Raw genomic sequence first — 12,769 nt, 5'->3', positions numbered from 1 at the left:
CGGCAAGCGCTGTCCGAAGAGGCTGTAGTCTCGCCGAAGTTGGCGCCGGTCACACAGGCGTGCAGGAGCCACTCAGGTGTCCCTACGCACCGTCCCGTAGCGATCAGTATCGGTCCGTTGCGTTCTCACGCTCGGCCGAGACACCCACGAAGGAGGGCTGGTGTCCACGAACGAGGTGGGCGCGTCCACCCGGTCGGCACCGTCGCCGTCCCGGGGCAGCACACGTGGCAGGGGTATCCGGGGCATACGGGACTTCGCCGAGCGCTGGCCGTTCCGGCGCAAGCTGAACATCCTGGTGGGTGTGCCTCTCGCGGTGGTCGCCGTGCTGCTGACCTATCTCTTCGCCGACCAGGTCGGCCAGTCCCAGGACGCGTCGGACGCTGCCCAGCTGGTGCGGGACAGCGCCGAGGTGGCCAAGCTCGTCGGGCAGTTGGAGGCCGAGCACCAGCAGGCCGTCCTGCTCTCCGTGCGCCACCAGGCCACCTGGGACGGCGCCACCCCCTCGCAGTCCGCCTACCGCGAGGCCCAGATCCGCGTGGACAACCAGGTCGAGAAGGTCCACGCGACCTTCGGCGGCCGGCTGCCGGACGAGGAGGCCCAGGCCCTGCGCGAGGTCAACGGCCTGGAGGACCTGCGCAACACCATCGAGAAGGCCTACCTGCCGGCCGACAACATCGACCCGGCCTACAGCGACGCCGCCAAGGGCCTGATCGACGGTCTCGGGCTCGACCGCAACCCGGCCCTGGCCGCCACCTTCACCGGCAACCTGCTCGACTCGTTGCTGCGCGCCGACGCCGCCCACGGCGCCTTCGAGACCGGTGTGTTCTCCGCGACGACCGGCGACTCCAACGCCCTCATCGAGCTGATCGGCGCGATCGGCTCCTACGACGAGTACACCCACCAGGTCGAGCGCTTCGGCCGGTTCGCCACCGCGGAGCAGGCCGAGGAACTCGGCGACATCGAGCACAACACGGCCCAGGCGGCGATCGCCCGGCAGTACGCCGAGCTGCAGATCGACCCGGGCTCGCTCCAGGCGGACACCCCGTCCGAGATCAAGAACGCCTTCCAGACGGCCCTCGACTCCTACCCGGACTACCGCGCCCAGGCCCGGACCCGGCTGAAGACGACGACCTCGCTCATCGACCAGATCGCCGACCGCGCCGACACCGCCTCCCGGGACGCGCGCTCGAACGCCGCCTGGCTGCTCGGGTCGGCTCTCCTCGGCTTCGTGCTCTGGCTCGCCTTCTCGGTCGCCGTACGACGCTCGGTGGTGCGCCCGGTGCAGGCGCTCACCGGTGCCGCCAAGCAGGTCGCCGAGGTGGCGGGCCGTGAGCTCGCCCGCGTGGCCGACGACGACACCGAGGACACCGGAACGCCGCGGCTCCAGGAGATGCCGGTCACCGCGAAGGACGAGATCGGTGATCTCGCCGACGTGTTCAACCAGGTGCAGACCACCTCGGTCGCGCTCCTGGAACGCCAGGTGCTCAGCCGCCGCAACGTCGCCGAGATGTTCGGCAACGTGGGCCGCCGGGTCAGCAACCTGACCACCCGGCAACTGGCCCTGATCGACGCGGTCGAACGCGGCGAGACCGACCCGGCGCTCCTGGAACGCCTCTACAGCATCGACCACATCGCGGTCCGCCTGCGCCGCAACGCCGACAGTCTGATGCTGCTCGCCGGCATCCGCGAGACCGTCCTCGACTCCGGGCCGCTCGCCCTCACCAACGTCGTCCGCGCCGCGCTCGGCCAGATCGAGGGCTTCCAGCGGGTCTCCCTCCAGGCCGGCACGGAGGTCATGGTCGAGCCCGACATCATCGGCGACCTCACGCTGATGGTGGCCGAACTCGTCGAGAACGCCGTGTCCTTCTCGCCCGCCGGCAGCCCCGTCGAGGTGATCGTCAAGGACAGTCACGAGGGCGCGCTGGTCGTGATCTCCGACCACGGTCTGGGCATGAGCGCCGAACGCCTGGAGGAGGAGAACGCCCGCCTCATCCGCCGTGAGCGCCTCGACCTCGTCCCGACGAAGGTGCTCGGCCTGTTCGTGGTCGGCACGCTGGCGCGCCGCTGGGATGTGGGCGTCACCCTCACCCGCACGCCCGGCGGCGGTGTCACGGCCGAGGTGACGATCCCGTCGTCCCTGCTGCTGACGATGAGCCCGCTGGCGGTTGCCTCCGGCGGTGCGGCGGCGACGGCGGGTACGGCGGCGGAGTCCCGTACGGCACCGACGACGGGCGCGTCCGCCACCGCCACCGGAACGCTCCCGAACTCGACCGCGACCCCGCACACGGCAGCGCCCGTAGTGGGCGCGCGACCTGCGACCACCACCGGAACACTCCCGGAGACGGCACGGGACCCCCGTACGAGCCGGTCGGCGGGTGCGGTACCGGCAGCGCGGGCGGAATCCACTGTGGGCGGAACGGCGAAGGCCGGGTCCGGCCAGGGTGACGCGACGCCCGCCGAAGCCGGCGTCCGGGGAGGCGGCCCCAGCGCATCGAACGGGTCCCCCGCTTCCGCCACCGGCGAGCCCGCCCCGCTCCCCCGCCGTATCCCCCACCGCGACATCCCCTCCAGCACAGCCCCGTTGATCCCGCAGGCCCGCTCAGGCGAGGCGACCACCGCCGGAGCGACCGGGAACGGCGACGGAGGCGACGGCGCCCGCCCCCTGCGTCGCCGCGTCCGTGGCGCCACGCTGCGCACCACCCTCGGTGCCGACGCCGTGCCCAAGGCCGCCCCGCCCCGGCCCGCGGACGCCGAGGCCGTGCGTGACGCGCTCGACGAGTTCGAGGCGGCCGTGGAGCGCGCCCACCGGGACAGCGAGACCGGCAGCCACACCAGACCGGTGTTCGAGGACGACGTGGAAACCCACAGGACCGCATCCGACCCCCCGCACGACCAGAACCACTCCCCGGAAGGAGCGGAGCAGTGAGCACGTCCACAGGTGACACGCCTACGGAAGGCACCACGCCCGCCGACCTGCAGGCCGCCGCAGCCGACTTCACCTGGCTGCTGAACCGTTTCGCGACGGAGACGGCGGGTGTCGTCGACGCCATCGCCGTGTCCTCGGACGGGCTGCTCATCGCCGTGTCGGAGCTGCGTGAGCACGCGGACTCCGAGCGCCTCGCCGCGATCGTCTCCGGCATCACGAGCCTGGCCGCCGGTGCCTCCGGCAACTACGGCCTCGGCGGCCTCAACAAGGTCATCATCGACCTGGAGGGCGGCCATGTCCTGGTCTCCGCGATCGGCAGCGGCGCCGTGCTCGGCGTCGTCACCGACAAGGAGGCCAAGCTCGGCAACATCGCGTACGAGATGACGCTGTTCGCGAACCGTGCCGGCAGCGCGCTCAGCCCCCAGCTCGTGCTCGAACTGAAGAACAGCGTCGGCGCGGCGTCGAAGCGCTGACCGAGGAGGAAGCGCAGTCATGGCGGACGGCAGCACGCCTCCGAGTCCGGAGCCGGGCGGTCCCGTGCCCGCCGTACGGCCGTTCCTCGTCACCGCGGGCCGGGTGGCACCCGATCCGTCGGGCCGGACGATGCCCGTCGAGACCCAGGTGGTGGCCACCGCCGAGGGACTCGCCGTGCTCGACCGGCTCGCCTTCGAACAGCACGACATCGTCGCCGCGTGCCGGATACCGCAGTCGATCGCGGAGATCGCGGCCCGGCTGCGGCTGCACCTGAACGTGGTGCGGATCCTCGCCGAGGACCTGCGTACGGCCGGGCAGCTGACGGTGCACGTGCCCGACACCGACGTCACCCACGACGCCTCCGTCCTGCGCAGGCTCATCGACGGCCTGCGCGCCATCCCCGACTCCCGAGGGGTACTCCGTGACACCGACTGAACCGGCCCCCCGGCCCTCGGCCGCGCCCTCCGCCGCCGTACGACCGCCGCTGCCGGTCAAAATGGTGATCGCGGGTGGCTTCGGGGTGGGCAAGACCACCGCGGTCGGCTCGATCTCCGAGATCGAGCCGCTGACCACCGAGGCCGCCATCACCGAGGTCGCCGCGGGCGTGGACGACCTCAGCCACACCCCGCGCAAGACCACGACCACGGTCGCGATGGACTTCGGCTGCATCACCGTCGACCCGACCCTGAAGCTGTACCTGTTCGGCACGCCGGGGCAGGAGCGCTTCGGCTTCATGTGGGACGACATCGTCGAGGGCGCGCTCGGCGGCCTGGTCATCGTCGACACCCGCCGCCTCGACGACTGCTATGCCGCGGTCGACTACTTCGAGCACCGGCAGATCCCGTTCGCGGTCGCCGTCAACGCCTTCGACGGCAGGGTCGAACACACCCTGGACGAGGTCCGCTGGGCCCTGGACGTCAACGACCGCGTCCCGGTGATCGTCTTCGACGCGAGGGAGCGCGGTTCGGTCCGCGACGCGCTGCTGGTCGTACTGGAACAGGCGTTGGCGCGCACCGAGGCTTGACGGGGCCGGGGGAATCGGAACTCCCCCGGCGCTTCGCCTAGTTGCTCCTGAGCACCCCGCGCGAGACCGTGAGCCGGGTGATCCCCCAGAACACCGCCAGCGTGGCCAGCGCCATCAGGGCGACCAGGGCGGCGCCGCCCACGACCTTCTCGTAGTTGCGCTGGTACAGGCCGTCGACGATGTACCGGCCGAGCCCACCGAGAGACACGTACGCGGCAATCGTGGCCGTCGACACGATCTGGATGGCCGCCGACCGCAGTCCGCCGAGAATCAGCGGAAGGGCGACCGGAAGCTCGACCCGGAAGAGCACCTCCACGTCGTGCATGCCCATCCCCCGGGCCGCGTCCACCGGTGCGGGGTCGACCGACCGCATCGCCTCGTAGGTGGTGACCAGGATCGGCGGCACGGCGAGCACGACCAGCGGGATCATCACGTTGATCAGCCCGAACCCGAGCGACAGGGTCATCAGCACCAGCAGACCGAAGGTGGGCAGAGCCCGCCCGGCGACGGCGATGAGGGCCAGCGCGTTGCCGCCCCGCCCGTAGTGCCCGGTGACGAGTCCCACCGGCAGTCCGATCGCCGCGGCGATGGCGAGGGCCTCCAGCGTGTACTGGACGTGCTCCCCCAGCCTCGTGGGAATCCCGTCGTAGCCCTGCCAGTGCGCGCTGTCGCTGAAGAAGGCGTTGATGAAGTTGAGGACGTTCACCGGGCGGCGACCTCCGGTTCGGGCCGCTCCGCGCGCCGCGCCCGCGCGCCGCTCGGCATCCACGGCGTCAGAAGCATTCGTACGACGACCAGCAGCCCGTCGGCGAGGATCGCGAGGGCCGCCATGGTGATGACGGCGTTCACGGCGAGTTCGGGCCGGTTGTAGATGTTCGCGTCGTTGACGAGGTTGCCGAGCGCCCCCTGGTTGCCGATGAGCGCGCCGACGCTGACGAGGGAGATGCTCGACACGGTCGCCACCCGCAGCCCCGCGATGATGGCGGGCACGGCGATCGGCAACTGGACCTGGACGTAACGGCGTACGGGTCCGAAGCCCATGGCCGTCGCGGCGGCGATGGTCTCCTGCGGCACCGAACGGACTCCGTCGACGATCGCCGGTACCAGGATGACGAGCGTGTAGACGGTGAGCGGGATCATCACCGTGAGCTCGGTCTGACCGGTGTAGTCGATGAGGACCACGAAGAAGGCCAGCGACGGGATGGCGTACAGCACGGTCGTCACCCACAGCACCGGCGGGTACAGCCACCGGAAGCGCACGCACAGCTGGGCAAGCGGCAGGGAGATCAGCAGCCCGGCGAGGACCGGCAGCATGGCCTCCCGGACGTGCAGTCCGACGAGACCGAGCCAGCTGTGCTGGAGGTCGCTGGGGATGTCGAAGAAGCCGTCCATCAGCCGACCTTGGAGTCCGGGACGGGGGCGTCCGTACGGCCCTGCGCGTGCGCCCCGCGGATCGCCTCGCCGATGGCCTGCTGGGAGACCACCCCGGCCACCCGCCCCTCGGCGTCGACACCGACGGCCCACCCGGTGGGCGAGAGCACGGCACAGTCCAGTGCGGCCCGCAGGGAGTCCGTACCGGCGACGAACGGCCGCCCGTACGGCAACAGTTGCCCGACGTCGATGCTCCCGGCGGTCAGCTGTCGCGGCTCGCTCCAGCCAAGGGGCTTGCCGTCCACGTCGGTGACGAGGAGATAGGGGGCCTCGGCCGTCTCCCGCGCGGCGATCTGCTCCGCGGTGGCGTCGACCGCGACGACCGGTCCGGTGAGCAGTCGCAGGCCCGCGGAAGGGAAGAAGGAGAGCCGCCGGATGCCGCGGTCGGTGCCGAGGAAGTCCTCGACGAACGCGTCGGCGGGGCTGGAGAGCAGTTCGGCGGGCGGCGCGTACTGGGCGAGCTTGCCGCCGGTGCGCATCACGGCGACCATCGTGCCGATCTTGACGGCCTCGTCGATGTCATGGGTGACGAAGACGATGGTCTTGCCCAACTCGTCCTGGATGCGCAGGAGTTCGTCCTGGAGACCCTTGCGGACGACGGGGTCGACGGCCGAGAACGGCTCGTCCATCAGCAGCACCGGCGGATCGGCGGCGAGCGCCCGCGCCACCCCGACGCGCTGCTGCTGTCCGCCGGACAACTGGTAGGGGTACCGCTTGGCGAGCGAGCCGTCGAGCCCGACCCGCTCCATCAGCTCTCGCGCCCGGGCCCGCGCCTTCTCCTTGCCCCAGCCCAGCATCCGGGGCACGGTGGCGATGTTGTCGACGATCGTGCGGTGCTGGAAGAGACCGGCGTTCTGGATGACGTAGCCCATGGACCGGCGCAGCGTGTTGACCGGCTGCTGCCGGCTGTCCTTGCCGTCGATCAGGATGGTCCCCTCGCTGGGCTCGACCATCCGGTTGATCATGCGCAGCGTCGTCGTCTTGCCGCAGCCCGAGGGACCGACGAGGACGGTGATCGAACGGTCGGGAATCTCCAACGAGAGCCGGTCGACCGCCACCGTGCCGTCCGGGTACCGCTTGGTGACTGAATCTATCCGTATCAAAGCGCCGAATACCCTTCGGGTCTGGCAGAAGTTGTCCGCATTCGGCCAGTCCGGCAGGCCGTCCGGCAGAGTCTAGACGGCTTGTGTTACGTGACTGCGGTTGAGGTCGTGCACCCCTTCCGACCCTTTGATGAGTCGCAGCGTGCCCTCACCCTTCGCGGCTTCCGGCTCCGGACACCCTCGACGTTCAGCTCGGTGGACTGGCGGAAGTGGTCGGTCAGGTACTGGGCCGGCCGGCGGTCACGGTGCTTGCGGCCGTCGTGGAAGACCGGCCTGCTGAGGTCCTTGGCGAGGTCCTGGAGGAAGACGAGGGAGTCGTGGCGGGCGGCCGGGTTCGGCTGGCCGTCCAGAAAGCTTCTGAGGCTGTCGGCGACCGTGTCGAGATCCTGTGCAAGACCGGGCGCCGCCGATGACTCCGCGCCGAGGTCGCGCCAGGTCTCGAACGAGGAGAACAGCCCGTGGACGAAGACGATCGCGGCCGTGCCCTCCATGCTTCCCCCGTCGCCATGTCCCCCGCCCCGGGCGGCCCGTCCCAGTTCCCAGGAACACAACCGTCCCGGTGCCACGCCGACCGTCGTTCCTGGGTGCCGCATCCGGCCCCACTGTGTCCTTCCTGTGAATCCCCTGATTCTCATGCTTCGTTCAGCGAAGGCACAGCGATCGCCCAGCCCAGGGCCCGAGGGTCGTCACAACCACCGCTCGGAGACCTGGAGTACGTGCCATGACGACCCTCGCCCCACCGCCCGCGCCGACCACCCAGGACGGCCGGCACCGGGCCGCGCCGCCCGCCGCGCGCAGCCGGCTGCGCGGACTGTTCACCGGTCCCCCGGACGATCCGCGCTGGGCCCGCCCCGCTCTGTGGGCGATCCTCGTGCTGGCCACGGCGCTGTACGCCTGGAACATGTCGTCCGTCAGCGGCAACACCTTCTACAACGCGGCCGTCTACTCCGGCACCAAGAGCTGGAAGGCGTTCTTCTTCGGCGCCCTGGACGCGGGCAGCTTCATCACGGTCGACAAACCGCCCTTCGCCCTGTGGGTGATGGGCCTCTCGGCCCGCGTCTTCGGCTACGGCACCTGGCAGTTGATGCTGCCGATGGTCGCGCTCGGCACCGGCTCGGTGGCCCTGCTGTACCGCATGGTCAAGCGGGACTTCGGCGCCGTCGCGGCCACGATCGCGGCGCTCGCGCTCACCCTCACGCCGATCACCGTCGCCATCACCCGGGACACCAACCCCGACCCGGTCCTGGTCTTCCTGATGCTGCTCGGCGCGGCCGCGCTGATGAAGGCCGTGCGCACCGGGCGGCTGCTGCCGCTGGTGTGGTCCGGGGTGGCGATCGGCTTCGCCTTCAACACCAAGATGATGCAGGCCTACGTCGTCCTGCCGGTCTTCTTCCTCGTCTACCTCTGGGCCGCTCAGCTCGGCCTGGGCAGGCGGATCCGTAATCTCGCCGTCGGCACGGTGGCGCTGGTCGTCTCCAGCGCCTGGTGGATGGTGGTCGTCGACCTCATTCCGGCGTCCTCCCGGCCGTACATCGGCGGCTCCACCGACAACACGGTGTGGGACCTGGTCATCGGCTACAACGGCTTCGGCCGCATCTTCGGGGCGAGTTCCTCGGTGGGCTCGCAGGGCAACGGCGCCAGTTTCGGCGGTGATGCGGGGGTGTACCGGCTGTTCAACAGCATCATGGGCGGCCAGATCTCCTGGCTGATCCCCTTCGCGCTCGTTGCCCTGATCGGCGGTGTGGTGCTGCGCGGCCGGGCCCCTCGTACGGACGCCAAGCGGGCGGCGCTGCTGCTGTGGGGCGGCTGGTTCGTCCTGCACTACCTGACCTTCGCGCTCGCCGAGGGCACCTTCCACCCGTACTACGTCACCGCCATGGCGCCCGGTGTCGCGGCTCTGGCCGGGATCGGCGGCGTGATGCTGTACAGGGCCTTCCGGGAGGGTTCGGCGGCGGTGGGGGTCCCCCCGCGCAAGCGAGTTCGAGCGTGGGCGAGGGGATGGGTGCTGCCGGTGGCGATCGCGGGCAGCACGGTGTGGGCGGTCGTCCTGCTCCAGCGGGTCTCCGGCTCCGGGACGCTGTACACGGTCGCCGAGGTCGTGGCCGGGGTCGCGGGTGCGGTCGCCGTGATCGGGCTGCTGCTCGGCCGGTTCACGGGGCGGCAGCGGCTGACGGGCATCGCGGCCCTCGCGGCGGTCGTCGCCCTGCTCGCCGGTCCCGCCGCGTACTCGGCGTCGGCTGCCACCTCCAGCACCAACGGCACCAACCCGACGGCCGGTCCGAGCACCGGCGGCATAGGCGGGGGTGGCGGCATGGGAGGGGGCCAACGGCCCAGTGGGAGCGGCGGCCCGGGCGGCGGCACGGGCACGAGCAACAGCGGCAGCGCACCCAGCGGCTCCAGTAGCTCCAGCAGCTCCAGCTCCAGCTCCACCTCCAGTAGCCAGTCCGCGTCCGGCCGTACCGCAGGAGGCATGGGCGACACCCAGGTCTCCGCCGCGATGATCTCGTACCTGAAGAAGAACCAGGACGGCGCCACCTGGCTGGTCGCGGTCGCCACCGACCAGACCGCCTCCTCGATCATCCTGGAGTCCGGTGAGCCGGTGATCTCCATGGGCGGCTGGTCGGGCTCCGACGACGCCATGACCCTCGCCAAGCTGAAGAGCCTCGTGAAGTCCGGCGAGCTGCACTACATCGTCGTCGGCGACAGCGGCCAGGGCTCCTCGAACTCCGAGATCTCCACCTGGGTCAAGAAGAACGGCACGGCGGTCTCCGCCTACAGCGGCTTGTACCGTCTCGGCTGACCAGCACGTGGTCACGCAGAGGGCGGGCCGCAGGTGAACGAAACCGGCGGCCCGCCCTCGTGCCGTGCCCTGTCAGGACACGGCCGGAAAGCCCGGCGTACGCAGCACCCGGCGCTCCGCGTCCACCGCGAAGACCTCGCAGCCCTCCAGGGAGGCGGCCCAGTCGACCCCCTCGGGGCCCATGGCGAAGGCCGCCGTGGCGACCGAGTCGGCCTCCGTGAGGGTCGGGGCCACGACGGTGAGACTGAGGAGGCCCGTCGCCGCACGTCCGGTCCGGCCGTCGATGATGTGGTCGCCCCGCTCGTAGCGCGCGGAAGTCGCGACCGCCCCGCCCTCGAGCGAGAGGACCGTGCACAGTTTGTCGGCATCGTCGGGATGCCGTACGCCCACCCGCCAGGGGCCGCCGCCGCTGACCACGTCACCGCCGGCGTTGAGGACGAACCGCGTCGTGCCGGCCGCTGTCAGCAACTCCGCCGCCCGCTGCACCGACCAGCCCTTGACCACCGCGCAGGGGTCGAGACGGCGACCGGGCAGCCGTACGTCGAAGGCGCCGCCGGTGGCCTTCCGGTAGTGCTCGCACAGGTCGAGGATCTCCCGCAGGTCCGCGCTCAGCCCGTCCGCGGACAGCTCGCCCCGGTCGTACCGCGAGACCTCGCTGTCCTCCTTGAACGGGCTGAACCGGGCGTCGGCCTCGCGCAGCCAGGCGAAGACGGTGTCCGCCGCCGACTCGAGGACGTCCTCGTCGTCGACCCGCAGCGAGACCGGGAACCCCATGACGTGTTCGACGCGGTGCAACATGGTCGGTATCTCAGCCCTTCGCGTCGATCGCGGCCTGGAGGGACTCCTTGTAGGCCTCACTGGTGATGGTCGCACCGGACACCGTGTCGATGTCCGCGCTCTGCGCCTCCAGAGTCTCCGCGATCAGCTTCGGCACAGCGGCCGTGGTCTGCGGGTGGTTCGGCTGCTGAAGCATCTTCACGGCGGTGATCTTCGTACCGGAGAAAGTCACCTGGACCTGTACGGGGCCCTTCTCCGTGGTGAGGGCCGAACCGTCGACGGTCCGGGAAGACGCCTCGGAAGCGGACGCCGAGGGCGAGGCCGCCGCCGTCTTCGCGTTGTCGTCGATCGTGGCCTGAAGGGACTTCTTGTAGGCCTCGCTGGTGATGGTCGCACCGGACACCGTGTCGATGTCCGCGCTCTGCGCCTCCAGAGTCTCCGCGATCAGCTTCGGCACAGCGGCCGTGGTCTGCGGGTGGTTCGGCTGCTGAAGCATCTTCACGGCGGTGATCTTCGTACCGTCGAAGGTCACCTGGAGCTGCACGGGGCCCTTCTCCGTGGTGATCGTCGAGCTCGTGACGACGTTCGCGCCGGAGGTTCCCGAGGATGAAGAGGACGAGGTGGAAGGCGCCGGCGTGACGGCCTGGACGGTGGAGGACCCGGCCGACGGCTGGTAGAGCCAGACGGGGACCAGGCCCGCGATGCTGAGGACGACGACAGGTATGGCTCGTTTCACGGTCTGTTCCTCATCCCGCCAGGCTGAAGCGCTCGAAGTGGATCTGCGGCTTGGGCACGTCCAGCTCGCGCAGGCTGCCCAGGACCGCGTTCATCATCGGGGGTGGTCCGCACAGGAAGACGTCCCGCTCGGCGATGTCGGGCACGAGACGCGCCAGTTCGCCCGCCGCCAGCTTGTCGGGCACCGGCGGGCCGGTGACCAGGTGGAGTTCGGCACCCTTGGCGATCGCGAGGTCGCGCAGCTCGTCGTAGAGGACGGCGTCCCGGTCGGAGCCGACCCGGTAGATGACGACGGCGTGGCCGTGCACCTCCTCCAGGAGGGCCCGGATCGGCGTGACGCCGACGCCGCCGGCGATGAGCACGGACTCGGGCCGCGTGCGGTGCAGGGCGGTGAAGGCGCCGTAGGGGCCCTCGGCGAAGACGCGGGTGCCGACCTTGATGTGCCGCAGGGCGGCGCTGCCCTCGCCGGCCGCCTTGGCGGTCAGCCGCAGTGTCCTGCCGTCGGGGGCGGCGGAGAGGGAGAAGGGGTTGGCCTGCCACCAGCGGTCGGCGGTCAGAAAGCGCCACAGGAAGAACTGTCCGGCGCGGGCGGGCAGTTGGTCGAGGTCCTTGCCGCTGATGTAGATCGAGACGACGCTGTCGTTCTCGGGCACGACGGCCGTGACCCGGAACTGGTGACGCCCGTTCCGCCACAGCGGAAGCACCGCGCGGCCCAGCACGACCGAGCCGAGGGCCACGCCCCACACGCCGTACCAGTACCCGGTGGCGACGGAGGAGGACGTGAAGGTCGTGCCGACGGCGACCTGGTGGGTGAAGGCCAGCACCACGGCGACGTACGTGTACAGGTGGACGAAGTGCCAGGTCTCGTAGGCGAGACGGCGCCGGGCGTACCGGGCGGAGACCGCGCCGACCACGATGATCAGGCAGAACGCGACGACCGCGCGCAGCACGCCCTCGGTGGTCTCGGCGAGGTCGACGATCTCGCCGATCGGGCCCACGTCGGTGCCCTCTGCGTAGCCGAAGCTGATGAAGACGACGTGCGCGAGGAGCGTCCACAGGATGCCGAAGCCGGTCCAGCGGTGCCAGGAGGTCAGCCGGTCCATGCCGATGCGGCGGTCGAGCCACGGCAGCCGGGCCACCAGGACCAGCTGGAAGGCCATGATGAGCGCGGCGTACAGACCGGTGAGGCGGCCGAGCACGATGAGCGCGTTCGAGGCGAAGCCGGCCTGGGCGAAGAACCAGGCGACCACGGCCGCGTTGGCGGCCAGCACGGCGTAGAGCCCGGTGCGGGCCACCACCCTGGGGCGTTGTATCGCCGTGGGGGGCGCAGGGGGCGATTGGACGGTCGTCACGGGTCGTAGCTCCTTGATCGGGGCCTCTGGATGTCCGAGCTTCTCCGGCGGGAGCTGTCGATTCGCTGTCGTACAACTTTCAAGAGGTTATCGATGTGGCCGGGGCGCCCACCCGGGGATGGCTTTCCGGCCGCTGTGAAGCACTAT

12 protein-coding genes are annotated in these 12,769 nt (G+C 70.7%); 5 read left to right on the top strand and 7 right to left on the bottom strand.

The window, feature by feature from the left end:
- Window positions 1–160 precede the first annotated feature (160 nt).
- From QF027_RS36535 to QF027_RS36520, 4 genes are read left to right on the top strand one after another with little or no spacing between them, the layout of a single operon-like run.
- Window positions 161–2,926, top strand: a complete 2,766-nt coding sequence (locus tag QF027_RS36535; RefSeq protein WP_307079416.1) for an ATP-binding protein — start codon at window positions 161–163, stop codon at window positions 2,924–2,926.
- On the top strand, window positions 2,923–3,399 hold the full coding sequence (locus QF027_RS36530; RefSeq protein ID WP_057611113.1) for a roadblock/LC7 domain-containing protein: 477 nt from the start codon (window positions 2,923–2,925) through the stop codon (window positions 3,397–3,399). The genes QF027_RS36535 and QF027_RS36530 overlap by 4 nt, the downstream gene beginning before the upstream one ends.
- A gap of 19 nt (window positions 3,400–3,418) precedes the next feature.
- Window positions 3,419–3,835, top strand: coding sequence for a DUF742 domain-containing protein (locus tag QF027_RS36525; protein ID WP_306975023.1), 417 nt, complete (start codon window positions 3,419–3,421; stop codon window positions 3,833–3,835).
- Window positions 3,822–4,424, top strand: a complete 603-nt coding sequence (locus tag QF027_RS36520; protein ID WP_306975025.1) for a GTP-binding protein — start codon at window positions 3,822–3,824, stop codon at window positions 4,422–4,424. The genes QF027_RS36525 and QF027_RS36520 overlap by 14 nt, the downstream gene beginning before the upstream one ends.
- A gap of 37 nt (window positions 4,425–4,461) precedes the next feature.
- On the opposite strand, the gene QF027_RS36515 is transcribed toward QF027_RS36520, so the two are convergent.
- The 4 genes from QF027_RS36515 to QF027_RS36500 all read right to left on the bottom strand — a co-directional run bounded on the left by QF027_RS36515 (window position 4,462) and on the right by QF027_RS36500 (window position 7,449).
- Entirely contained in the window at window positions 4,462–5,130 is a 669-nt protein-coding gene (locus QF027_RS36515; protein WP_306975027.1) for an ABC transporter permease, read from the bottom strand.
- On the bottom strand, window positions 5,127–5,816 hold the full coding sequence (locus QF027_RS36510) for an ABC transporter permease (protein WP_306975029.1): 690 nt from the start codon (window positions 5,814–5,816) through the stop codon (window positions 5,127–5,129). Before QF027_RS36510 ends, QF027_RS36515 begins: the two co-directional genes overlap by 4 nt.
- Entirely contained in the window at window positions 5,816–6,958 is a 1,143-nt protein-coding gene (locus QF027_RS36505) for an ABC transporter ATP-binding protein (protein ID WP_306975031.1), read from the bottom strand. The genes QF027_RS36510 and QF027_RS36505 overlap by 1 nt, the downstream gene beginning before the upstream one ends.
- 86 nt (window positions 6,959–7,044) lie before the next feature.
- Window positions 7,045–7,449: a hypothetical protein gene (locus tag QF027_RS36500; RefSeq protein ID WP_307079414.1), complete on the bottom strand. Its 405-nt coding sequence runs from the start codon at window positions 7,447–7,449 to the stop codon at window positions 7,045–7,047.
- A gap of 230 nt (window positions 7,450–7,679) precedes the next feature.
- On the opposite strand from QF027_RS36500, the gene QF027_RS36495 reads away from it, so the two are divergent.
- Complete coding sequence (locus tag QF027_RS36495) at window positions 7,680–9,758, top strand: ArnT family glycosyltransferase (protein ID WP_307079412.1); 2,079 nt, start codon at window positions 7,680–7,682, stop codon at window positions 9,756–9,758.
- A 72-nt stretch (window positions 9,759–9,830) separates the two neighbouring features.
- Here the strand turns inward: QF027_RS36495 and QF027_RS36490 are convergent, their stop codons facing one another.
- From QF027_RS36490 to QF027_RS36480, 3 genes are read right to left on the bottom strand one after another with little or no spacing between them, the layout of a single operon-like run.
- Window positions 9,831–10,556 carry an FAD:protein FMN transferase gene (locus QF027_RS36490; protein ID WP_307079410.1) on the bottom strand — a complete coding sequence of 242 codons (726 nt, stop codon included), beginning with the start codon at window positions 10,554–10,556 and terminating at the stop codon, window positions 9,831–9,833.
- Window positions 10,557–10,566: 10 nt separating this feature from the next.
- Complete coding sequence (locus QF027_RS36485; protein ID WP_307079408.1) at window positions 10,567–11,271, bottom strand: FMN-binding protein; 705 nt, start codon at window positions 11,269–11,271, stop codon at window positions 10,567–10,569.
- A gap of 10 nt (window positions 11,272–11,281) precedes the next feature.
- Window positions 11,282–12,622, bottom strand: coding sequence for a ferredoxin reductase family protein (locus QF027_RS36480; RefSeq protein ID WP_307079405.1), 1,341 nt, complete (start codon window positions 12,620–12,622; stop codon window positions 11,282–11,284).
- Window positions 12,623–12,769 lie beyond the last annotated feature (147 nt).

This window comes from Streptomyces canus (assembly GCF_030816965.1).
In the GTDB taxonomy this organism is placed as follows: Bacteria; Actinomycetota; Actinomycetes; order Streptomycetales; family Streptomycetaceae; genus Streptomyces; species Streptomyces canus_E.
The sequence above is the reverse complement of the archived record's forward strand: the minus strand, read 5'-3'. Positions and strand labels throughout refer to the sequence as shown.